The sequence below is a fragment of the Pseudomonas sp. TE6288 genome (assembly GCF_054062095.1).
In genome coordinates this window covers 140,775-163,513 of sequence record NZ_JBSSEW010000014.1, presented here as the reverse complement: position 1 = coordinate 163,513, position 22,739 = coordinate 140,775, and the positions used below count along the sequence as shown (strand labels likewise).

Sequence of the window (22,739 nt, the reverse complement as noted above, 5' to 3'; positions counted from 1 at the left end):
ATTCTTTTAATTCACCAACCTGTTAATTTTCCCTGTCCCGGGACCGTAATTGGCTTGCCAGTAGCGAAACGCTGGCGATAGCATCGCGGTCATGCCGTTTTCAATTGCTTTAGCCCTGCAAGCCGTCCAATCGACGGTTTCTATCGCATAAACACACTGCACCGAGACTGCAGGACCGATATAATGCGGCCCTTTGCCGTCGTTTCGTCGATTCGACGTGTGGCCGCCGTTTCCGTGGAAGAACCTATGAAAAGCGCAGAAATCCGTGAAGCCTTCCTCCGCTTCTTCGAAGAGCAGGGACATACTCGCGTTGCCTCCAGCTCCCTGATCCCGGGCAATGACCCGACCCTGCTGTTCACCAACGCCGGCATGAACCAGTTCAAGGACTGCTTCCTCGGCCAGGAAAAGCGCGCCTACACCCGCGCCGTGAGCAGCCAGAAGTGCGTGCGCGCCGGTGGCAAGCACAACGACCTGGAAAACGTCGGCTACACCGCCCGCCACCATACGTTCTTCGAGATGCTGGGCAACTTCAGCTTCGGCGACTATTTCAAGCGCGATGCCATCACCTTCGCCTGGACCTTCCTGACCTCGGACAAGTGGCTGAACCTGCCCAAGGAAAAGCTGTGGGTCACCGTCTACGCCAGCGACGACGAAGCCTACGACATCTGGACCAAGGAAGTCGGCGTCCCCGCCGAGCGCATGGTGCGCATCGGCGACAACAAGGGCGCCCCATACGCTTCCGACAATTTCTGGACCATGGGCGATACCGGCCCGTGCGGCCCGTGCACCGAGATCTTCTACGACCACGGCGCTGATATCTGGGGCGGCCCACCCGGCTCGCCGGAAGAAGACGGCGATCGCTACATCGAGATCTGGAACAACGTCTTCATGCAGTTCAACCGCACCGCCGATGGTGTGCTGCACCCGCTGCCCGCCCCGTCGGTAGATACTGGCATGGGCCTGGAACGCATCAGTGCGGTGATGCAGCACGTGCACTCGAACTACGAGATCGACCTGTTCCAGAGCCTGCTGGCCGCCGCCGCCGAAGCCATCGGCTGCAGCAACGACGACCAACCGTCGCTGAAGGTGGTCGCCGACCATATCCGCTCCTGCGGCTTCCTGATTGCCGACGGTGTGTTGCCGTCCAACGAAGGCCGTGGCTATGTGCTGCGCCGCATCATTCGCCGGGCCTGCCGCCACGGCAACAAGCTGGGCGCCAAGGGCAGCTTCTTCCACAAGATCGTCGCCGCTCTGGTCGCCGAGATGGGCGAAGCTTTCGCTGAGCTGAAGAGCCAGCAGGCACACATCGAGCGCGTGCTCAAGACCGAGGAAGAGCAGTTCGCCAAGACCCTCGAGCAGGGCCTGCGCATCCTCGAGCAGGACCTGGCCCAACTGCAGGGCAAGGTCGTCCCGGGCGACGTGGTGTTCAAGCTGTACGACACCTACGGCTTCCCCATGGACCTCACCGCCGACATCGCCCGCGAGCGCGAGCTGACCATCGACGAAGCCGGCTTCGAGCGTGAAATGGAAGCCCAGCGCGAGCGTGCCCGTTCCGCCAGCGCCTTCGGCATGGACTACAACAGCCTGGTCAAGGTCGACACCGCCACCGACTTCCTCGGCTACGACACCACCGAAGGGCAGGGCAAGATCGTCGCCCTGTACAAGGATGGCCAGTCGGTCGACCAGTTGGGCGAAGGCGAGGAGGGTGTGGTCGTGCTCGACCGCACGCCGTTCTATGCCGAGTCTGGCGGCCAGGTCGGCGACAGCGGCTACCTGCAGGCCGGCGCCGCGCGCTTCGACGTGCGCGATACCACCAAGACCGGTGGTGCTTTCCTGCACCACGGCGTGGTCGCCAGCGGTGCTTTGGTCATCGGCTCGCCGGTCGAGGCCAAGGTCGATGCCGAGGTGCAGCACGCCACCTCGCTGAACCACTCGGCCACTCACCTGTTGCACGAAGCGTTGCGCCAGGTGCTGGGCGATCACGTGCAGCAGAAGGGCTCGCTGGTCGACAGCCAGCGCCTGCGTTTCGACTTCAGCCACTTCGAGGCGGTCAAGCCAGAGCAGATCAAGGCCCTGGAAGACATCGTCAACCGCGAAGTGCGCAGGAACACCCCGGTCGAGACCGAGCTGACCGATATCGAAACTGCCAAGGCCAAGGGCGCCATGGCGCTGTTCGGTGAGAAATATGGCGACACCGTGCGCGTGCTGAGCATGGGCGGTGATTTCTCCGTCGAGCTGTGCGGCGGCATCCATGCCAAGCGCACTGGCGATATCAGCCTGTTCAAGATTGTCAGCGAAGGCGGCGTGGCCTCTGGCGTGCGCCGTATCGAAGCGGTCACCGGCGCCGCCGCGCTGGCCTACCTGAACGCTGCCGAAGAGCAGGTCAAGGAAGCTGCGCAGCTGGTCAAGGGCAACCGCGACAACCTGATCGACAAGCTGTCGGCTGTGCTCGAGCGCAACCGCCAGCTGGAAAAGCAGCTCGAGCAGCTGCAGGCCAAGGCCGCCAGCGCCGCCGGGGACGATCTCTCCAACGCGGCCGTTGAGGTCAAGGGTGCCAAGGTCCTCGCCGCCCGCCTGGATGGGCAGGATGGCAAGGTCCTGCTGGCGCTCGTCGATCAGCTGAAGAACAAGCTCGGCCATGCAGTGATCCTGCTGGGCAGCGAGCATGAGGGCAAGGTCGTGCTGGTGGCTGGCGTGACCAAGGACCTCTCCAGCCAACTCAAGGCTGGCGATCTGATGAAACAAGCCGCTGCGGCGGTCGGTGGCAAGGGCGGTGGTCGCCCTGACATGGCCCAGGGTGGTGGCGTCGACGTCGCCGCGCTGGACAAGGCCCTGGCCCTGGCAGTGCCGTTCGCCGAGCAGGGACTTTGAGATGAGGCGGCCGGCGGTCTATTCGCCGGCCGTTTCATGTTGGATTGTTTTTTGGGGCCCTTTAGGGCTGAGGCACCTTTGAAATGGCGTTGATCGTACAGAAATTTGGCGGTACCTCTGTCGGTTCCATCGAGCGGATCGAGCAGGTTGCCGACAAGGTCAAGAAATTCCGCGAGCAAGGCACCGACCTGGTGGTCGTGCTGTCGGCGATGAGCGGGGAAACCAATCGCCTGATCGACCTGGCGAAGCAGATCACCGACAAGCCCGAACCCCGCGAGCTGGACGTGATCGTCTCGACCGGCGAGCAGGTCACCATCGCCCTGTTGTCCATGGCCCTGATGAAGCGCGGCGTGCCGGCGGTGTCCTACACCGGCAACCAGGTGCGCATCCTCACCGACAGCGCCCACAACAAGGCGCGCATCCTGCAGATCGACGACCAGAAGATCCGCGCCGACCTCAAGGCCGGCCGTGTCGTGGTGGTCGCCGGCTTCCAGGGTGTCGATGAGCACGGCAACATCACCACCCTCGGTCGTGGCGGTTCCGACACCACCGGCGTGGCCCTGGCGGCGGCCCTGAAGGCCGACGAGTGCCAGATCTATACCGATGTCGACGGCGTCTACACCACCGACCCGCGTGTCGTGCCCCAGGCCCAGCGTCTGGAGAAGATCACCTTCGAGGAGATGCTGGAAATGGCCAGCCTCGGCTCCAAGGTGCTGCAGATCCGCTCGGTGGAGTTCGCCGGCAAGTACAACGTCCCGCTGCGCGTGCTGCACAGCTTCAAGGAGGGTCCGGGTACCCTCATTACCATCGATGAAGAGGAATCCATGGAACAGCCGATCATTTCCGGTATCGCCTTCAACCGTGATGAGGCCAAGCTGACCATTCGTGGCGTCCCGGACACCCCAGGCGTTGCCTTCAAGATCCTCGGCCCGATCAGCGCCGCGAACATCGAAGTCGATATGATCGTGCAGAACGTCTCGCACGATAACACCACCGACTTCACCTTCACCGTGCACCGCAACGAGTACGAGAAGGCGCTGAGCGTGCTGGAGAACACCGCCCGCGAAATCGGCGCGCGTGAAGTGATCGGCGACACCAAGATCGCCAAGGTGTCCATCGTCGGCGTCGGCATGCGCTCCCACGCGGGTGTCGCCAGCCGCATGTTCGAAGCCCTGGCCAAGGAGAGCATCAACATCCAGATGATCTCCACCTCCGAGATCAAGGTCTCGGTGGTGATCGAAGAGAAGTACCTGGAGCTGGCTGTACGCGCGCTGCATACCGCGTTCGAGCTTGATGCTCCCGCCCGACAGGGTGAGTAAGACGCTGCCTGGAGGGGCGCGGCTTGCCGCGCCCTTCGCGTTTCTGGCCGCTGCTGGTGTCCCTGTCCAGGCGCCTGTGGTGGTCGATTCGGGTCTGCGCCGTCGTCCCCGGCCAGGCCCTGCTTATCAAAGACTGTTGTCCCTGAAGATTCATGTGAGGAGAAAACTATGCTGATTCTGACTCGTCGGTGCGCCGAGAGCCTGATCATTGGTGACGGTGAGATCACCGTGACGGTCCTGGGTGTCAAAGGCAACCAGGTGCGTATCGGCGTGAGCGCGCCGAAAGAAGTGGCCGTTCACCGCGAGGAAATCTACCTGCGGATCAAGAAAGAGAAGGACGAGGAGCCAAGCCTTTAATTCTTTTGAAGTTTTTTTCAAAAAAAGGGTTGCAAACGAGGAAGGGTGTGTTTAATATTCGCCTCGTGTTGCGGTGAGGTGGCCGAGTGGCCGAAGGCGCTCCCCTGCTAAGGGAGTATACCTCATAAGGGTATCGGGGGTTCGAATCCCCCCTTCACCGCCATTATTTGCCTGGAGCGCTTCAAGCGATCCGAATGGCACAGCAAGACACGGACTCATAGCTCAGCTGGATAGAGTACTCGGCTACGAACCGAGCGGTCGGAGGTTCGAATCCTCCTGAGTCCGCCACTTTTGAAGTGGCTTTGCCTGCAAGGCTGCTTCAATCAACCAGTGGTAACCTGGTCTAAAACTACCCCACGGACTCATAGCTCAGCTGGATAGAGTACTCGGCTACGAACCGAGCGGTCGCAGGTTCGAATCCTGCTGAGTCCGCCACTTTTGAAGTGGTTTTGCTTGCAAAGGCACTTCAACAAGCCAGTGGTAATCTGGCCTAAAACTACCAACCACGGACTCATAGCTCAGCTGGATAGAGTACTCGGCTACGAACCGAGCGGTCGCAGGTTCGAATCCTGCTGAGTCCGCCACTTTTTGAAGTGGCTCTGCTTGCAAAGACGCTTCAACAAGCCAGTGGTAACCTGGCCTAAAACTACCACCACGGACTCATAGCTCAGCTGGATAGAGTACTCGGCTACGAACCGAGCGGTCGCAGGTTCGAATCCTGCTGAGTCCGCCATACATCAAGAAGCCCGCTCATTTGAGCGGGCTTTTTGTTTTTCCATATGCGCTGAATTGTCGCAGATGTCCATCTAAGCTACTGCTGTAGGCCTTCCTTGCAAGGGTCTGCAGCTGAAGATCGAGTCGACACAAAACGAATGTGCTTTTAACGCCAGAGCAACCGTCGCACTGATGGCTTCGAGCGTTGTCACAGCTTTAGCGCGCAAACGATTGTTCTAGCCAAAAATTTAAGCGATCCGACAGCTTGCACAGTGTATGATTGCGCCCGTCAGCCCCGCCGGGGCTTGTGGAATACCACCATGGACTTACCCAGTAGTTACTCGCTAACACGCTTCATACAGACAGATCTGACCGATTGATTCTCCCGGCGTGCTCCGCTGCTGGGAGTGGAGTTCGCCTATGACCGAAATCGAAGTAAAGAAAACCCAAGACAGCCTGCAGGATCGCCTGGCCCAGGTGATCGAACTGTTGCAGCGCCAGCGGGTGGTCGAGGACCTGACGCACCGTCAGGAAGGTCATCACCATGACCTGGTGGAAAACCTGGTCCACCGCCAGAACCTGGTCGAGCTGCAGCGCAAGCTCGACGACCTGCACCCCGCCGACATCGCCTACATCCTCGAAGCCCTGCCACTGGACGATCGCCTGACGGTCTGGCAGCTGGTGCGCTCCGACCGTGACGGCGACATCCTGCTTGAAGTCTCCGATGCCGTGCGTCAGACCCTGATCGCCGACATGGACGATCACGAGTTGCTGGCGGCCGCCAAGGAGATGGACGCTGACGAACTCGCCGACCTGGCTCCGGAATTGCCCCGCGACGTCGTCCATGAACTCATGGAGAGCCTCGATGCCCAGCAGCGCGAGCGTGTGCGCTCGGCCCTGAGCTACGACGAGGAGCAGGTCGGTGCATTGATGGACTTCGAGATGGTCACCATCCGCGAAGATGTCAGCCTCGAAGTGGTACTGCGCTACCTGCGCCGGCTCAAGGAGCTGCCAGGGCACACCGACAAGCTGTTCGTGGTCGATTACGACGGTATTCTCAAGGGCGTGCTGCCCATCAAGCGGTTGTTGGTCAACGACCCGGACAAGAAGGTCGCGGAGGTCATGGCCAATGACCCGGTGACCTTCCACCCCGAGGAAGATGCCTACGACGCGGCTCAGGCCTTTGAGCGATACGACTTGGTATCCGCTCCGGTGGTGGACAAGAAAGAGCGCTTGATCGGCCGCCTGACCATCGATGAAATGGTCGATCTGATCCGTGAGGAAAGTGAGAGCGAAGTGCTCAACATGGCCGGTCTGCGCGAAGAGGAAGACATCTTCGCCTCGGTCTGGCGCTCGCTGCGCAACCGTTGGGCGTGGCTTGCCATCAACCTGATCACCGCGTTTGTCGCGTCGCGGGTGATCGGCTTGTTCGAAGGCTCCATCGAGAAGCTGGTGGCCCTGGCGGCATTGATGCCGATCGTTGCCGGTATCGGCGGTAACTCCGGCAACCAGACCATCACCATGATCGTTCGCGCCATGGCGCTGGACCAGGTGTCACCAGGCAACACCAGCCGCCTGATGCGCAAGGAGCTGGCGGTATCGTTGATCAATGGCCTGGTCTGGGGCGGTGTGATCGGGGTGGTGGCGTTCTGGCTGTATGGCAGCTGGTCGCTGGGGCTGGTCATGACCGCCGCGATGACCTTGAACCTGCTGCTGGCAGCGCTGATGGGTGTACTGATCCCGATGACGCTGACGCGCCTGGGCCGAGATCCGGCAATGGGCTCGAGCGTGATGATCACTGCCGTGACCGACAGTGGTGGATTCTTCATCTTCCTCGGCCTGGCAACGCTGTTCCTGATGTAGGTCGACGGAGCGCCAGAAACAAGAAAGCCAGCTTACGCTGGCTTTTTTGTGTTCGCTTGGCAGGATCAGGACGCGTCGGCGGCCATTTCCACATCGTGGGCGATGAGGGCGACCAGCGCATTCTGCTGGCGGTGGGACAACTGGCGGAAGCGCTGCAGCAATTCGCGTTCGTGAAGGCTGAGCTCTGGGCTGTCCAGGCGCATGCTCAGCTCGTCACCCAGAGCACCTTCCTGGATAAGGCTCTGCTCCAGGCGGGCGATGATCTCGGAGTTCATGCTGCGGTGATGGTTGCGCGCTACCTCGGCAATGCGCTCACGCATCCCGTCTGGCAGGCGGACGACAAACTTGTCAGCGGTGCGGCTGGAGTAGATAGCCTGTTTCATTGGGCGCATATAAATTGACCGGTTGTTCTGGTTCAGGGGAGCGGTTCTCAAATTGGCCGCACGGTGGAAGTACGACCGCGGCGACGACAAAATGTTCAACCGTGATGTGATTTTGGTTCTTCATCTTGCCTCATGATCGCCGTTTCCTTGGCGTCAATTCTGTGACAAATAGTGATCTCGATAAAGGCTTTTTGCCAGTACCAATTATCAGAAATGAGCACTGGTTTGAAAAGTTTCACATTCATCGAATTGCACAGGTGTCAGACAAATGCCGTCAAAATCTGGTAAAAGACAGCAAAGGGTCAGGGAAAATCATCAAATGCGCTGGTTTCCCATACATTGAGCATAGTGGCTATGCAATATGACGCAAGCGGTGGGGTGGCCTCAAGGGGGCGCCTGATATTCCTCATGGGACCGTCTGGTTCAGGAAAAGATTCCCTGCTTGAGGCGGCCCGTGAGCGATTGTTCACCCAGGGGGTCGAAATCGCTCGGCGGGTCATCACGCGTTCGGCCGAGGCCAAGGGTGAAGCCGCGCATGGCGTGAGCGCCGAACGTTTCGAGGCAATGCGCGAAGCGGGGGCCTTTGCGTTGGACTGGCAGGCCAATGGCCTGCGCTATGGCATCCCTGCGCAACTGGATACATGGCTCGCTGCGGGGCGCTCGGTACTGGTCAACGGCTCGCGTGCGTACCTGCCGATCGCCCGGCAGCGCTACCCTGATCTCGTAGCCGTCGGGCTGGTTGTTTCCCCGCAGGTGCTGCGCCAGCGCTTGCTGGCCCGTGGAAGAGAAAGCACCGAGCAGATCGAGCAACGCCTGGCCCGCAATTTCCGACTGCAGGCCTACGATCCCGGTGTGCATGTCGTGGACAATTCCGGGCCGTTGGCCGGTGCGGTGGAAGCTTTGATCGCGCTGTTGCGCGCCGAAGGCGTGATCGCTGACACGCAGGGAAAAAGGCCGACGTGCATAATGCCCGATTGATACATGACAAATGCGCACATGCTGGTTAACATGCTCGCCGTCCCCGCCGCGCAGCGTCTGTTGTCGGCCTCTGTGTCTCAGTAGCTCAATTGGATAGAGCATCCCCCTCCTAAGGGGAAGGTTGCAGGTTCAAATCCTGCCTGGGACGCCATCTCTTTCCAATTCTCCTTCGTTTACCTTGCCTGGATGCCTTCCCGGGGCTGTCGAGCCGTTTGTCTGTGGCTCAGGGCGAGGTGTGCAGCCAGCCCGAAGATCAGCCCCCAGAATGCGGCGCCAAGGCCGAGCAAGCTCATCCCAGAGGCGGTGACCAGGAAGGTGATCAGCGCCGGTTCCCGTTGTTTTTCGTCACTCATGGCGCCCACCAGGCCGTTGGCGATCGCGCCGAATAGTGCCAGGCCGGCGAGGGCGGCTATCAGTTCCTTCGGCAGGGCGGCGAACACCGAGGCCAAGGTGGCGCCGAAGCTGCCCATCAGCAGATAGAAGGCACCGCAGGCCATGCCGGCGATATAGCGCTTGTCCGGGTTCTCGTGGGCTTCGCGACCGGTGCAGATGGCCGCTGTGATCGCCGCCAGGTTGACGCCGTGGCAGCCGAATGGCGCCAGCAGCAGCGAACCCAGGGCGGTGACCGAGACGATCGGGCGTGCCGGTACCTGGTAGCCGGAGGTGCGCAGCACGGCGATACCGGGCACCGACTGGCCGGTGAGCGACACCAGCGCCAAGGGCAGGCCGATATTGACAATGGCCTGCCAGCTCCACTGCGGGCTGGTCCAGGTGGGGACGGTCATTTCCAGCACCAGCGCCTGGGTGTCCAACTGCCCCAGGCCGGCGGCGAGGCCGCAGCCGACGATCAGCACCGAAAGAATCGCGTAGCGCGGCGACAGGCGCTTGAACAGCAGGTAACTCGCCAGCATCGACAGCACCAGCACGGGCTGCAGGCGGATCGAGCTGAACAGCTCGGCGCCGAAGCGGAACAGGATGCCGGCCAGCATCGCCGCGGCGATGGCCTTTGGCAGGCGATTCATCAACTTGTCGAAGGCGCCGCTCAGGGCGATCACCGCGATCAGCAGCGAGGCGACGATATAGGCGCCCACCGCTTGAGCCAGTGACACGCTCGGCAGCATCGATACCAGCAGCGCCGCGCCGGGCGTGGACCAGGCGGTGATCACCGGTACCCGCAGTTTCCAGCTCAGCAGCAGGCCGGTCAGGCCGCTGCCGATGGAAATGGCCCAGATCCACGATGCGGTCGCTTCGTTGCCCAGGCCGGCTTGGTCGGCGGCCTGAAACACGATGATCAAGGGGCCGGCGTAGGAGATGATCACGGCGATCAGGCCGGCGACCAGGGCGGAGAGGGAAAAATCCTTTCTGAGATTATCCATGGTGAGTCCAGATGAGTTGATTGATTCGATTGATTCGATTCAAATTGAATCTATACGGTAACGTGGCCTGAATTCAAGAGGGGCTGCTCTCACGCGGCTGCTGTTCACAACTTGAATCGCTCGGAGGATCGACTCAAGTCGGTCTGTGTGTTCAAATTTCAATCATTTAAGCCCGGTAGCCGTCTCATGTGGGTTCCACGGATCAGCGAAAGCAATCAGCCTGTCTACCTGTCCATCGCCGATGCGCTGGCGCACGATATCGCCAGTGGCGCCCTGCGACGTGGCGAGCGCTTGCCGACGCTACGCGAACTGGCGCAGGCACTGGACGTTACGCCAGGCACCATCAGCCGCGCCTACACCGAGGCGTCGCGTCGCGGCCTGACCCAGGGCGAGGTGGGCCGCGGCACCTACGTTCTTGACCGGATCGGCGACACGGGCGAGGCCCCTGCCGTTACCCGCGCGACCTCCGCCGCAGCGCCCGTTGCCCGCAGCGAAGTGCTCGACCTGTCGATCATCAAGCCCTACGGCGAAACCCTGCAGTACTGGTTGCGCAACGCGCTGACCGAACTGGCCAATACCGCGCGGCTGGAGCAGGTGCTGGACTACGCCCCCGACGGCGGCCATCCGGCGCATCGCGAGGCGGGCGCGCAATGGTTACGGCAGTGGCTGCCGGGTGCGCAGTGGCAGCAGGTGGTCATCACCAGCGGCGCCCAGCACGGGCTGATGGTGGCGATCAGCGCCTTGACCGCGGCGGGTGATCTGGTGCTGTGCGAGTCGCTGTGCTACCCGGGTATCATCTCCGTGGCTCACGGCCTGGGCCGCCGCCTGCGTGGTGTGCCGATGGACGAGCAGGGCATCATCCCCGAGGCGTTGCGCGAGATCTGCCAGCGCGAGCGGCCAGCCATGCTGGTGTGTGTGGCAACCTGTCAGAACCCGACCACGGCAATCATGTCCAACGAGCGTCGCGCCCAGATCGCGGCGCTGGCGGAGGAGTTCGACTTCCTGTTGCTGGACGACGACATCTACGGCTTCCTCGCCACCGATCCACAGGCCCGGCCGCTGGCGACTTTTGCACCGGAGCGTTCGATCTACCTCACCAGCCTGTCCAAGTCCGTCATGCCGGCGTTGCGCATCGGCTACCTGTACAGCCCGCTGAAACTGCTGTCGCGGCTGACTGCCATGGTACGCAGCACGGTGTGGATGCCTTCGCCGTTGACCGCGCAACTGGCCAGCCATGTGATCGGCGAAGGGCTGGACAGCCAGCTGATCCGCATGCACCGCGCCGAGGCTGCGGCACGCCAAGCCATCGCCCGTGAAGTCTTCACCGATGCGTCGTTGCAAAGCCAGCCGCACAGCTACCACCTTTGGCTCAACTTGCCCGAGCCATGGCGCAGCGACGAGTTCGCGATGCTGGCGAGAGCCAATGGCGTGGCGGTCATGAGCGCCAGCCAGTTCCAGGTGGAGCGCACGGGCGATCCGCGTGGCGTGCGGGTCGTACTGATGTCGCCGACCAGCCGGGAGGAGTTGCGCTTCGCCCTGACCCAGTTGGCCAGCCTGCTCGAGTCAGGGGACCCGAAACGCTTCTACTGAACCGGGGACAAAGCCCGGCTCAAAGCTTGGCGGTGTAGCGTCGCTCGGTATCATCGTCATTTGTCGAGTTCAGGACGCTTTGCGGCTGAGTGGTGGCCTGTTCTCGCTGCGCCTGCTGTTCGAGCCTGGCCTGGGTTTTGCGCTCGACCTCGTCCTGCAAGCGTTGGGCGATCAGCTGGTCGACCCTCATTTTCTGCTCGGGCGGCAACGCGTCGTACTCCTCCGGACTCAAGCCCAGCTCCTGAAACATCTTTTCCTTGATCTTCTCTGCCGGCGACTTGGCCATGTAATCGCGAAACTCCTGGAGGGCGCTGGATCCTTCCTGTTTGCCCACGCTGGCCTGTTCACGCTTGGCCGCGTCCGGATTTTGCAGCATGACCATCAGCTTGGCGAAGGCCTCCTTGCGATTGTCTTCGGCGTGCTGCTGCGAGGTGCTGCCCTGATTGTTCTGCTGCGCCGAGGTTTTCGCGCTGGCCATCAGCGGCTGGAGCGCGGGCAACTGTGCTGCAGGCTGTTCGAGAACGCTGCGTTGCTGTTGCTGCACGGTCTGCCACCCCAGGCCGTTCGCTGTGATAAGCATGTTTCCTCCGTGAACGACTGTTAAAGAGGCGACTAAAGGGGCAAAAGCTGTGCCAGCGATGGTGGAGCGGCAAAATAGGCCGTAAGGGCTATTCCGGCGACCTCTCGCTCGGAATATGCTTGCCCGGCAGAGGAACGGTATTGCCGCTAGCGGCAAAAAAATAGCAAGTGTCGGCAGCACCGGTTACGGGGCGCAGTTGCTGGGCAGCAGGGAGAGTGTCCATGAGTCAGGCAGCAAAGCCGATACCGGCCGGCTTCACCGAGCAGCAATTGCACACCTTGTTCGAGCTGATCAGCGACGGCATCTGGGACTGGGATGCCAACAGCGGCTACGTCTACCGCAACTCAGGCTGGTACGCGATGCTGGGTTACGCCAGCCACTCGCTGGACAACTCCGTGCTGACCTGGGAAAGCGTGATACACCCGCAGGACTATCCGCGGGTGATGGCGCATTTCGAGGCCTACATCACCCAGCGCAACGAGCACTACCGCATCGAGTACCGGTGCCGTTGCCACGATGGCAGTTACCTGTGGGTCGAGGACAGCGGCCATATCATCGCCCGCAACGCCGATGGCTCGGTGGCGCGCATGCTCGGGGCTCATCGCAATATCGACGCAGGCAAGCGCCTGGTGGAGGAGCTCGAACAGCGCAATCTATCGCTGGAGAGCCAGGTGGCCGAGCGAACCTGCGAGCTGTCCTGGGTCAACCAGCAGTTGCAGCGGCAACTGGATGAGAACCGCGAACTGGCCGAGCGGGATGCGTTGACCCGCACCGCCAATCGCTATCGCCTGGAGAAAACGCTTCAGCAGGAGTGCGAGCGCGCCCGGCGCTTCCGTGAGCCACTGGCATTGATCGCCATGGACCTGGACGACTTCAAGCCGATCAACGACCTGCACGGTCATGCCCGTGGCGACGCGGCGCTGATCGAGGTCACCGAGCGTATCCGTCAGTGTCTGGGCGGTCGGGGGCTGCTGGCACGTTGGGGAGGTGATGAGTTTGCCGTGGTGTTGCCGCACACGTCGCTGCAGCAAGCCTGTGCAGTGGCCTCGTCGATCCGCGTGGCGATGGCGGCGATCGAGCCTATCGGCACGTGCCGGCTGACCATGAGCTATGGCGTGGTGCAGTGGCGCGAGGGGGACGATGCCGGCGGGTTGCTGGCGCGGGCGGACCAGGCGCTGTATCGGGCAAAGGCGCAAGGCAAAAACACCGTAGCCGAGTGATGGTAAAAAAAGGACCCGCGGCGCCTGGGGCGCAGCGGGTAAAATCGGCTATTGCCGCTTCAGTGTCTTCAATCAGATGTGCAGTGCGTGCCCCAGCGCGCGCAGCGCCGCTTCCTGCACCGCCTCGCCCAGCGTCGGGTGGGCATGAATGGTCCCGGCGATGTCTTCCAGGCGCGCGCCCATCTCCAGGGACTGGGCGAAGGCGCTGGACAGTTCGGAAACCGCCACGCCCACGGCTTGCCAGCCGAGGATCAGATGGTTGTCGCGGCGAGCCACCACGCGCACGAAACCGCTCTTCGACTCCAGGCTCATGGCCCGGCCGTTGGCGGCGAAGGGGAACTGCGCGACGATGCAATCCACACCTTGCTGGCCGGCCTGCTCCGGGGTCTTGCCGACCACCACCACTTCCGGATCGGTGAAGCATACCGCGGCGATTGCGGTCGGCTCGAAGCGCCGCGTCTTGCCGGCGATGATCTCGGCGACCATTTCACCCTGTGCCATGGCCCGGTGCGCGAGCATCGGCTCGCCGGCCACGTCGCCGATGGCCCAGACGTTGCGCATGCTGGTCTGGCAGCGCTCGTCAATGGCGATGGCAGCGCCGTTCATCTTCAAGTCCAGGCTTTCCAGGCCGAAGCCTTTGGTGCGTGGGCGGCGACCCACGGCCACCAGCACCTGGTCAGCCTCCAGGCGCAGCTGGCCACCTTGGCCGTCGCTGGCCAGCAGGCAACCGTCGGCATAGCCTTCGACACTGTGGCCCAGGTACAGCGCGATGCCGAGTTTCTTGATCGAGTCAGCCACCGGCGCGGTGAGCTCCGCGTCGTAGGTCGGCAGGATGCGGTCGCGGGCTTCCACCACGCTGACCTTGGCGCCGAGCTTGCGGTAGGCGATGCCCAGCTCCAGGCCGATGTAGCCGCCGCCGACCACCACCAGGTGCTCGGGCATGGCCTTGGGCGCCAGGGCCTCGGTGGAGGAAATGATCGGCCCGCCAATCGGCAGCATCGGCAGTTCGACACTGCTGGAGCCGGTGGCCAGCAGCAGGTGTTCGCACTGGATGCGCTGGCCGTCGACTTCGATGCTCTTGCCGTCGAGGATCTTCGCCCAGCCATGGATCACCTTCACACCATGTTTTTTCAGCAGCGCGGCGACACCGCTGGTGAGGCGGTCGACGATACCGTCTTTCCACTCGATGCTGCGGCTGATGTCCAGGCGTGGCGAGGACACGCTGATGCCCAGCGGTGAGGGTTCGGTGTAGCGGCTGGCCTGGTGGAACTGCTCGGCCACATGGATCAGCGCCTTGGACGGAATGCAGCCGATGTTCAGGCAGGTGCCGCCCAGGGCCTGGCCTTCGACCAGCACGGTGGGGATGCCCAGTTGCCCGGCGCGGATGGCAGCCACATAGCCGCCGGGGCCGCCACCGATGATCAGCAGGGTGGTGTTGATGAGCTCTTGCATGATCACTCCACGAACAGGCAGGCGGGCTGTTCCAGCAGGCCGCGCACGGCCTGGATGAACAGTGCGGCATCCATGCCGTCGACCACGCGATGGTCGAACGAGCTGGACAGGTTCATCATCTTGCGCACGACGATCTGGCCGTCGATCACCACCGGCCGTTCGACCATGCGGTTGACGCCGACGATCGCGACTTCCGGGGTGTTGACCACCGGTGTGCTGACGATGCCGCCAAGGGCGCCGAGGCTGGTCAGGGTGATGGTCGAGCCGGACAGCTCTTCACGGCTGGCCTTGTTGTTGCGCGCCGCGTGAGCGACACGGGCGATCTCGCTGGCGTTGCTCCACAGGCTGCCGGCTTCGGCGTGGCGCAGCACGGGCACCATCAGGCCGTTGTCACCCTGGGTGGCGATGCCGACGTGCACCGCGCCGTGGCGGGTGATGACCTGGGCTTCGTCGTCGTAGGTGGCATTGATCTGCGGGAAGTCGCGCAGGGCGACGACCATGGCGCGCACCAGGAACGGCAGCAGGGTCAGCTTGCCGCGGCTGTCGCCATGCTTGGCGTTGAGCTGCTGGCGCAGGGCCTCGAGTGCGGTGACGTCGATTTCCTCGACGTAGCTGAAGTGGGCGACGCGACGCTTGGCGTCCTGCATACGCTGGGCGATCTTGCGGCGCAGGCCGATCACCGGTACCTGCTCGCTGTCGGTGCGCTTGCCATAGCCCCCTGGCGCCTGGCCAGTGCTGCTCTGCGGCTTGCTGATGAAGGCGTCGAGGTCTTCATGCAGGATGCGCCCGGCCGGGCCGCTACCGTGCACGTAGCGCAGCTCGATACCGGCATCCAGGGCGCGCTTGCGCACCGCCGGGGAGGCCAGTGGCTTGTCGTGGGCCTCGCGCGGCACGATGGGCGCGGTTGCGTGGGTCGCGGCAACCTGCGGCTGGGACTCGACGCGTGGCTCGGGGCGGGCCGCGGCCTGTACCGCTGCCGGTGCCGGCTCGGCCGGCTTGGCCTGGGGCGTGTCGACATGGTTGCCGCTGCCTTCGACCTCGATGCGGATCAGCTCGCTGCCGACCGCCATCACCTCACCGGGCTGGCCGCCCAGGGCCAGCACCTTGCCGCTGACCGGCGAAGGGATTTCCACGGTGGCCTTGTCGGTCATGACATCGGCCACCACTTGATCTTCGGCGATCACATCGCCGACCTTGACGAACCATTCCACCAACTCGACTTGCGCGATGCCTTCGCCAATGTCCGGCATCTTGATGACGTGCGTGCCCATTCAGACCTCCATGACCCGTTTCAGTGCCGCGCCTACCCGCGAAGGGCCGGGGAAGTAGGCCCATTCCTGTGCGTGGGGGTAGGGGGTATCCCAGCCGGTGACGCGCTCGATCGGCGCTTCGAGGTGATGGAAGCAGTGCTCCTGGACCAGCGATACCAGCTCCGCGCCGAAGCCGCAGGTGCGGGTGGCTTCGTGCACGACCACGCAGCGGCCGGTTTTCTTCACCGACTCGACGATGGTCTCCAGGTCCAGCGGCCACAGGCTGCGCAGGTCGATGACCTCGGCGTCGACGCCGCTCTCTTCGGCGGCCACTTGCGACACATATACGGTGGTGCCATAGGTCAGCACGGTGACGTCGTTGCCTGGGCGGGTAATCACCGCCTTGTCCAGCGGCACGCTGTAGTAGCCATCCGGCACGGCGCTGTGCGGGTGTTTGGACCACGGCGTCACCGGACGGTCGTGGTGGCCGTCGAACGGGCCGTTGTACAGGCGCTTGGGCTCAAGGAAGATCACCGGATCGTCGCATTCGATCGAGGCGATCAGCAGGCCCTTGGCGTCGTAGGGGTTCGATGGCATGACGGTGCGCAGGCCGCAGACCTGGGTGAACATCGCCTCGGGGCTCTGGCTGTGGGTCTGGCCGCCGTAGATGCCGCCACCGCAAGGCATGCGCAGGGTCAGCGGGGAGATGAACTCACCGGCCGAGCGATAGCGCAGGCGGGCCATCTCCGAGACGATCTGGTCGGAGGCGGGGTAGAAGTAATCGGCGAACTGGATCTCGACCACCGGGCGCAGGCCATAGGCGCCCATGCCCACGGCGGTGCCGACGATACCGCTTTCGGAGATCGGTGCGTCGAACACGCGGGACTTGCCGTACTTGGTCTGCAGGCCCTCAGTGCAGCGGAACACGCCGCCGAAGTAGCCAACGTCCTGGCCATAGACCACCACGTTGTCATCGCGCTCGAGCATGACATCCATGGCCGAGCGCAGGGCCTGGATCATGGTCATTGTGGTGGTGGACATGGCGTTTTCCAGATGGATGCTGTTGTTGTGATCGTTCATCTCAGACCCCCAGTTCCTGGCGCTGACGGCGCAAGTGGTCGGGCATTTCCTTGTACACATCTTCGAACATCGACGCGGCACTGGGGATATGGCCGTTGCTCAGGGTGCCGAACTGCTCGGCGTCCTTCTGCGCCTTGATCACCTCGGCCTCGAGCTCGGCGGTGACCGCCTGGTGCTCTTCTTCGGACCAGTGGCCAAGCTTGATCAGGTGCTGCTTGAGGCGGGCGATCGGGTCGCCCAGCGGGAAGTGGCTCCAGTCGTCGGCCGGGCGGTACTTGGACGGGTCGTCCGAAGTCGAGTGCGGGCCGGCGCGGTAGGTGACCCACTCGATCAGCGTCGGGCCCAGCCCGCGGCGGGCGCGTTCGGCGGCCCAGCGCGAGGCGGCGTAGACGGCGATGAAGTCGTTGCCGTCCACTCGCAGCGAAGCGATGCCGCAACCCACGCCACGGCCGGCGAAAGTGGTCGACTCGCCACCGGCGATGGCCTGGAAGGTCGAGATCGCCCACTGGTTGTTGACCACGTTGAGGATTACCGGGGCGCGGTAGACGTGGGCGAAGGTCAGCGCGGTGTGGAAGTCGGACTCGGCGGTGGCGCCGTCACCGATCCATGCCGAGGCGATCTTGGTATCGCCCTTGATCGCCGAGGCCATGGCCCAGCCGACCGCCTGGACGAACTGGGTGGCCAGGTTGCCGCTGATGGTGAAGAAGCCGGCCTCGCGCACCGAATACATGATCGGCAACTGGCGGCCTTTGAGCGGGTCACGGGTGTTGGACAGCAGCTGGCAGATCATGTCGACCAGCGACACATCGCGGGCCATCAGGATGCTCTGCTGGCGATAGGTGGGGAAGCACATGTCGGTGCGGTTCAGGGCCAGGGCCTGGCCGCTGCCGATGGCTTCCTCGCCCAGGCTCTGCATGTAGAAGGACATCTTCTTCTGACGCTGGGCAACCACCATGCGGCTGTCGAAGATGCGCGTCTTGAGCATGGCGTGCATGCCCTGGCGCAGCACCTGCGGCTCGATGCCCTCGGCCCACGGGCCAACGGCGTCGCCATGCTCGTTGAGCACGCGCACGAGGCTGTAGGAAAGGTCCGCAGTGTCGGCGGCTTCCACATCGATAGGGGGTTTACGGACTTGACCCGCGTCGTTCAGGCGCAGGTAGGAGAAATCGGTCTGGCAGCCTGGCCGGCCTGTAGGCTCGGGCACATGCAGACGCAGGGGGGCGTACTCGTTCATGCTTTTTACGCTCGCTCGAATGTTGTTTTTGTGAGCTTTGAAGCGGCCGCCGCTGACTGCCGGCTCGTGACTGGCAGGTCAGCGTCTTTTTACATCATAGGGGGACGGCAGGAGAATTTTTCTCTCAAGTTCGTTGCCTTTCTCCCGTGGCGCAGATAAACATTCCGTACAAACACAAAAACCAGGTCAATTTCTCTCATGCGTAAACTGGATCGAACGGATATCGGCATCCTCAACAGCCTGCAGGAAAACGCCCGCATCACCAACGCGGAGCTGGCGCGTTCGGTCAACCTGTCGCCCACGCCGTGCTTCAACCGGGTCAAGGCCATGGAGGAGCTGGGGGTGATTCGCCAGCAGGTGACGTTGTTGTCACCCGAGGCGCTGGGGCTGGATGTGAATGTGTTCATCCATGTCAGCCTGGAAAAGCAGGTGGAGCAGTCGCTGCACCGCTTCGAGGAAGAAATTGCCGAGCGCCCTGAGGTGATGGAGTGTTACCTGATGACCGGCGACCCCGACTACCTGCTGCGGGTCCTGCTGCCAAGCATCCAGGCACTGGAGCGCTTTCTCGATTACCTGACACGCTTGCCCGGGGTGGCGAACATTCGCTCCAGCTTTGCCTTGAAGCAGGTGCGCTACAAGACCGCGTTGCCGCTGCCGGCCAATGGCATGACGTTGCGCGAGCAATGATCCGGGCGCGGTGCCTGGGGTGCTTGATATTTTAAACACCCCCGGCCTATGTTGTGTGCGTCGCCATTCCCGGCATGCGAACACAACAAGAAGGACAGCGTCATGACGACCGAAGGCCCGCGCAACCAGGCAGTGCTCCTGGAGGGCATCGATGAAATCGAGTGCGTCACCCCCGACCTCAACGGCGTGCCCCGCGGCAAGGTGATGACCGCCGAGGGCTTCCTCGAGGGGCGCCGCCTGCAGATGGCCCGTGGCGTGCTGCTGCAGTGCATCATGGGCGGTTACCCGGCGGCAAAATACTATGGCAGCGACGATGGCGACCTCGCGCTGGTGGCCGAACCCTCGCAGATCCATCGCCTGCCCTGGAGCGACGAACCTCGGGCGTTGACGATCTGCGATGCGGTGGAACTCGATGGTAGCCCTTCAGGGTTGTCCAGCCGTGGCCAGCTCAAGGCGGTGATCGCCCGATATGCGCAGCGCGGGCTGGCCCCGGTGGTGGCGACGGAGCTGGAATTCTTTGTCTTTGCCGCCAACGCCGATCCGACCCAGCCGTTCCAGCCGCCGCTGGGCAAGGACGGACGCCGGGAAATGGGCCACTCGGCCTTCAGTGTCAGCTCCAACAACGGTCTGCGCCCGTTCTTCAACGAGGTATACCGCTGCATGGCGGCGCTGGGCCTGCCACGCGACACCTTCATGCACGAGATGGGTGTCAGCCAGTTCGAGATCAACCTGCTGCACGGCGATCCTTTGCTGCTGGCCGACCAGACCTTCCTGTTCAAGCACCTGCTCAAGGAGGTCGCGCTCAAGCATGGCCTGATCTTGGTGTGCATGGCCAAGCCACTGGCACACACACCCGGCAGTTCGATGCACATTCACCAGAGCCTGGTGGAGGTCGGCAGTGGGCGCAACGTGTTCAGCGACGAGCAGGGCAGGGCGACCGACACCTTCCACCATTTCATCGGTGGCCTGCAGGCCTGCCTGGCCGACTTCACCGCGCTGTTCGCGCCGAACGTCAATTCCTACCAGCGCCTGTGCCACCCTTATGCGTCACCGAACAACGCCTGCTGGTCCGAGGACAACCGTGCCGCGGGCCTGCGCATTCCGGCCAGCTCGCCTGTGGCACGGCGGGTGGAAAACCGCCTGCCGGGTGCCGATGCCAACCCCTACCTGGCCATTGCCGCGAGCCTTGCCGCTGGCCTGCACGGCATTGAGCGGCAGATCGCGCCGACGCCGGCCATCCAGGGCGAGTTCGAGGTGCCGGAATACCTCAGCCTGCCTTGCACCTTGCATGCCGCGCTTGAGCGGCTCAAGCGCAGCGACCTGGCGCGGGAACTGTTCGGCAAGGAGTTCATCGAAGGCTACATCGCCACCAAGACCCTGGAACTGAGCGATTTCTTCGATGAAATCACCCCCTGGGAGCGCCGCGTGCTGGCCGCGCAGGCCTGAGCGCGACACAACCGCTACTGGATGCGCCCCCATGGCTCTTTTTGCTGCCTGGGGGCCTGTGCCAAGATGGATTTGCTTTTATGCTTGCCTGCAACCCAACGCCACCTGGTCAAGGAGCTTGACGGGACGTATGCGAAATATCTGGAAGCCGTTTCAGTCGCTGTACTTCGCCGCCTTGATGATGCTGATCGGCTCGGGCCTGCTGAGTACCTACCTGGCCTTGCGCCTGGCCGCCGATCATGTCGACAGCCTGTGGATCGGTGCGCTGATGGCGGCCAACTACTTCGGCCTGGCGGTGGGGGGCAAGGTAGGGCACCGCTTGATCGGCCGGGTCGGGCATATCCGTGCCTATGCCACGTGTGCCGGCATTGTCGGCGCCGCGGTGCTCGGGCATGGGCTGACCAACTGGCTGCCGGCCTGGGTCGGGCTGCGTATGATCGTCGGCCTGGGCATGATGTGCCAGTACATGGTTATCGAGAGCTGGCTCAACGAACAGGCCGACGCCAAGCACCGTGGCGCGGTGTTCAGCGGCTACATGATTGCCTCCTACCTGGGGCTGGTGCTCGGCCAGTTGATCCTGGTGGTGCACCCGCAACTGGGGCCGGAACTGCTGATGCTGGTGGCGATGTGTTTTGCCTTGTGCCTGGTGCCGGTGGCGATGACCCGGCGCATTCACCCCGCACCGTTGCGCCCGGCGCCGATGGAGCCGAAGTTCTTCATCAAACGCGTGCCGCAATCGCTGTCAACTGTGCTTGGTTCGGGCCTGATCGTCGGTTCCTTCTATGGCCTGGCGCCGCTGTATGCGTCCAGCCAGGGTCTGAGCACCGAGCAGATCGGCCTGTTCATGGGCTGCTGCATCTTTGCCGGGCTGCTGGTGCAGTGGCCGCTGGGCTGGCTTTCCGATCGCTATGATCGCGCCGTGCTGATCCGCAGCGTGGCCATCGGCCTGGCCCTGGCCGCCGCGCCGCTGGCGATCCTGCCGGGGGTTCCGCTCGAGCTGCTGTTCGCCATGGGCTTTGTCATTTCGCTGTTGCAGTTCTGCCTGTATCCCTTGGCGGTGGCGTTCTCCAATGACCACGTGGAGAGTGAGCGGCGGGTCTCGCTGACCGCGATGCTGCTGGTCACTTATGGTGTGGGCGCCTGTATCGGACCGTTGGCGGCCGGGGTGCTGATGAAGCTGCTGGGCGCGCAGATGCTCTACGCCTTCTTCGTGTTCTTCGCGTTGGTGCTGGTGTGGCGCATTCGGCCCAAGGCAGTCACTGGGCTGCACCAGGTCCAGGATGCGCCGCTGGGGCACGTGGCGATGCCAGCGGCGGGCTCGCCCTTGTCGGCGGCCCTCGACCCGCGGGTGGATGAGCAGACGGTGCAGGATGTGATGCAGGCGCCGGTGGCGGCGGAAGATACCGAGGAGGATGCCGGTGCGCAGGCGCAAGGCGAGGGGGGCAAATCGATGTCCTAGGCGGCCTGCCCGGGCACCAATGAAAACGCCACCCGAGGGGTGGCGTTTTTCATGGGCTGGCGACGATCAATAGTCGTCCTTGTCGAACCGCCGCGCTTCACGCTGCAACTGATAGACGAAGCTCTCGATCTTGCGCTGGGCCTGGCCGTTGAGGTTGTGGAAGCGCACCCCGGCGAAGGTGGTGTTGATGCGCTCTTCGAAGTGCAGGTGGCGCAGTTCGACCAGGGTGTCGGTCAACCCCAGTGGGGTGCCGGCCTTGAAGCGCTCATAGACCTGGCCGAGTTGCAGGCGGTCCTCGACGTTGCCGTCGAAGCGCAGTTTGCAGCCGGTTGCCGAGATATCCAGCAGTTTGCCGCGCAACGCGCCATTGCCCTTGAGGTGGGTGCCGTCGAGGGTCACGTCGACCAGTTGCGACAGCTTCAGCGCGGCGCGGAAGGCATTGCGGCGTTGGTGATAGGTCACTTCCTCGGGCAGCGGGCCACGGTAGCAGCGGTGGCCGTCGATCTCGGTGATGGTCAGCGGTATGTTGCTTTCCCAGGCGATGCGCACGCCGTCGTGGAAGCCTTCGACGCGGAAGGGTTCGCCGCTCTCGATGTACTTCTCGCCGTCGCGAGGGATCATCTCATCCAGTGCCAGGACACCGCTTTCCCGGTCGACATGCACCACATAGCTCTGGAACCGCTGGCTGCGCTCATGGAAGCTGATGATCAGTGGGTCGTGGCTATCCAGCAGCTGGCGCAAGTTGGCCGCGATCTCCAAAGGGGTGGTCAGCACCTTTGGGGGCTGGGGAGCATCGGATTCATTGAACACGGGTTATCAATCTCCAGGCAAAACGGCACACGCAAGTTACGGCATTTTGCCAGTATGTTCCGTGCCTTGA

At 63.1% G+C, this 22,739-nt stretch carries 18 protein-coding genes and 6 tRNA genes; 16 read left to right on the top strand and 8 right to left on the bottom strand.

The genetic code is table 11. The annotated features are described in order from the left end of the window. The first annotated feature begins 246 nt into the window (after window positions 1-246). The 9 genes from alaS (at window position 247) to mgtE (ending at window position 7,124) form a co-directional block, all read left to right on the top strand. A complete protein-coding gene (gene alaS, locus ACVWY1_RS16620; RefSeq protein WP_277505296.1) occupies window positions 247-2,871 on the top strand; it encodes an alanine--tRNA ligase in 2,625 nt (874 codons plus the stop codon). Window positions 2,872-2,954: 83 nt separating this feature from the next. Further along, entirely contained in the window at window positions 2,955-4,190 is a 1,236-nt protein-coding gene (locus ACVWY1_RS16615; RefSeq protein WP_028691060.1) for an aspartate kinase, read from the top strand. 168 nt (window positions 4,191-4,358) lie between these two features. Next, a complete protein-coding gene (gene csrA, locus ACVWY1_RS16610) occupies window positions 4,359-4,547 on the top strand; it encodes a carbon storage regulator CsrA (RefSeq protein WP_003254503.1) in 189 nt (62 codons plus the stop codon). A gap of 72 nt (window positions 4,548-4,619) precedes the next feature. Next, window positions 4,620-4,710, top strand: a tRNA-Ser gene (locus tag ACVWY1_RS16605). Window positions 4,711-4,758: 48 nt separating this feature from the next. Beyond that, window positions 4,759-4,835, top strand: a tRNA-Arg gene (locus ACVWY1_RS16600). 70 nt (window positions 4,836-4,905) lie between these two features. Then, window positions 4,906-4,982: transfer RNA gene (locus ACVWY1_RS16595), tRNA-Arg, on the top strand. A 72-nt stretch (window positions 4,983-5,054) separates the two neighbouring features. Further along, window positions 5,055-5,131 (top strand) — tRNA-Arg (locus ACVWY1_RS16590). 72 nt (window positions 5,132-5,203) lie between these two features. Then, window positions 5,204-5,280: transfer RNA gene (locus ACVWY1_RS16585), tRNA-Arg, on the top strand. 401 nt (window positions 5,281-5,681) lie between these two features. Continuing rightward, window positions 5,682-7,124 carry a magnesium transporter gene (gene mgtE, locus ACVWY1_RS16580; RefSeq protein WP_023629439.1) on the top strand — a complete coding sequence of 481 codons (1,443 nt, stop codon included), beginning with the start codon at window positions 5,682-5,684 and terminating at the stop codon, window positions 7,122-7,124. A gap of 65 nt (window positions 7,125-7,189) precedes the next feature. Here the strand turns inward: mgtE and ACVWY1_RS16575 are convergent, their stop codons facing one another. Beyond that, window positions 7,190-7,516, bottom strand: a complete 327-nt coding sequence (locus ACVWY1_RS16575; protein ID WP_003254499.1) for an Arc family DNA-binding protein — start codon at window positions 7,514-7,516, stop codon at window positions 7,190-7,192. Between the two features lie 345 nt (window positions 7,517-7,861). Here ACVWY1_RS16575 and phnN point away from each other — a divergent pair, with 345 nt between their 5' ends. Both phnN and ACVWY1_RS16565 read left to right on the top strand, forming a co-directional pair. After that, a complete protein-coding gene (phnN, locus tag ACVWY1_RS16570; RefSeq protein WP_457378518.1) occupies window positions 7,862-8,485 on the top strand; it encodes a phosphonate metabolism protein/1,5-bisphosphokinase (PRPP-forming) PhnN in 624 nt (207 codons plus the stop codon). 74 nt (window positions 8,486-8,559) lie between these two features. Beyond that, a tRNA-Arg gene (locus ACVWY1_RS16565) sits at window positions 8,560-8,636 on the top strand. Between the two features lie 22 nt (window positions 8,637-8,658). Here the strand turns inward: ACVWY1_RS16565 and ACVWY1_RS16560 are convergent. Further along, window positions 8,659-9,861 (bottom strand): benzoate/H(+) symporter BenE family transporter, encoded by a 1,203-nt coding sequence (locus tag ACVWY1_RS16560; RefSeq protein WP_198754048.1) that lies wholly within the window; start codon window positions 9,859-9,861, stop codon window positions 8,659-8,661. 186 nt (window positions 9,862-10,047) lie between these two features. Between ACVWY1_RS16560 and ACVWY1_RS16555 the strand changes: the two genes are divergently transcribed. Further along, window positions 10,048-11,451, top strand: a complete 1,404-nt coding sequence (locus ACVWY1_RS16555) for an aminotransferase-like domain-containing protein (protein WP_277505292.1) — start codon at window positions 10,048-10,050, stop codon at window positions 11,449-11,451. Between the two features lie 19 nt (window positions 11,452-11,470). On the opposite strand, the gene ACVWY1_RS16550 is transcribed toward ACVWY1_RS16555, so the two are convergent. Beyond that, on the bottom strand, window positions 11,471-11,995 hold the full coding sequence (locus tag ACVWY1_RS16550) for a hypothetical protein (RefSeq protein ID WP_177486058.1): 525 nt from the start codon (window positions 11,993-11,995) through the stop codon (window positions 11,471-11,473). Between the two features lie 257 nt (window positions 11,996-12,252). On the opposite strand from ACVWY1_RS16550, the gene ACVWY1_RS16545 reads away from it, so the two are divergent. Further along, window positions 12,253-13,251: a sensor domain-containing diguanylate cyclase gene (locus tag ACVWY1_RS16545; RefSeq protein ID WP_457378517.1), complete on the top strand. Its 999-nt coding sequence runs from the start codon at window positions 12,253-12,255 to the stop codon at window positions 13,249-13,251. Between the two features lie 72 nt (window positions 13,252-13,323). Here the strand turns inward: ACVWY1_RS16545 and lpdA are convergent, their stop codons facing one another. Genes lpdA through ACVWY1_RS16525 form a run of 4 tightly spaced genes read right to left on the bottom strand, consistent with a single transcriptional unit; the run spans window position 13,324 to window position 18,267 of the window. Next, entirely contained in the window at window positions 13,324-14,703 is a 1,380-nt protein-coding gene (lpdA, locus tag ACVWY1_RS16540) for a dihydrolipoyl dehydrogenase (RefSeq protein WP_457378516.1), read from the bottom strand. A 2-nt stretch (window positions 14,704-14,705) separates the two neighbouring features. Next, on the bottom strand, window positions 14,706-15,974 hold the full coding sequence (locus ACVWY1_RS16535; RefSeq protein ID WP_139673372.1) for a dihydrolipoamide acetyltransferase family protein: 1,269 nt from the start codon (window positions 15,972-15,974) through the stop codon (window positions 14,706-14,708). Then, window positions 15,975-17,033 carry an alpha-ketoacid dehydrogenase subunit beta gene (locus ACVWY1_RS16530; protein WP_038706568.1) on the bottom strand — a complete coding sequence of 353 codons (1,059 nt, stop codon included), beginning with the start codon at window positions 17,031-17,033 and terminating at the stop codon, window positions 15,975-15,977. 1 nt (window position 17,034) lies between these two features. Beyond that, window positions 17,035-18,267, bottom strand: a complete 1,233-nt coding sequence (locus ACVWY1_RS16525) for a 3-methyl-2-oxobutanoate dehydrogenase (2-methylpropanoyl-transferring) subunit alpha (protein ID WP_094011875.1) — start codon at window positions 18,265-18,267, stop codon at window positions 17,035-17,037. Between the two features lie 198 nt (window positions 18,268-18,465). Here ACVWY1_RS16525 and bkdR point away from each other — a divergent pair, with 198 nt between their 5' ends. The 3 genes from bkdR (at window position 18,466) to ACVWY1_RS16510 (ending at window position 21,859) form a co-directional block, all read left to right on the top strand. Further along, window positions 18,466-18,954, top strand: a complete 489-nt coding sequence (gene bkdR, locus ACVWY1_RS16520) for a Bkd operon transcriptional regulator BkdR (RefSeq protein WP_028691050.1) — start codon at window positions 18,466-18,468, stop codon at window positions 18,952-18,954. Between the two features lie 204 nt (window positions 18,955-19,158). Beyond that, window positions 19,159-20,400: a glutamine synthetase family protein gene (locus ACVWY1_RS16515; RefSeq protein WP_457378524.1), complete on the top strand. Its 1,242-nt coding sequence runs from the start codon at window positions 19,159-19,161 to the stop codon at window positions 20,398-20,400. A gap of 130 nt (window positions 20,401-20,530) precedes the next feature. Then, window positions 20,531-21,859 (top strand): MFS transporter, encoded by a 1,329-nt coding sequence (locus tag ACVWY1_RS16510; RefSeq protein WP_277505288.1) that lies wholly within the window; start codon window positions 20,531-20,533, stop codon window positions 21,857-21,859. A 66-nt stretch (window positions 21,860-21,925) separates the two neighbouring features. Here the strand turns inward: ACVWY1_RS16510 and ACVWY1_RS16505 are convergent, their stop codons facing one another. Further along, on the bottom strand, window positions 21,926-22,669 hold the full coding sequence (locus ACVWY1_RS16505) for a flagellar brake protein (protein WP_102683074.1): 744 nt from the start codon (window positions 22,667-22,669) through the stop codon (window positions 21,926-21,928). Window positions 22,670-22,739: the final 70 nt, after the last annotated feature.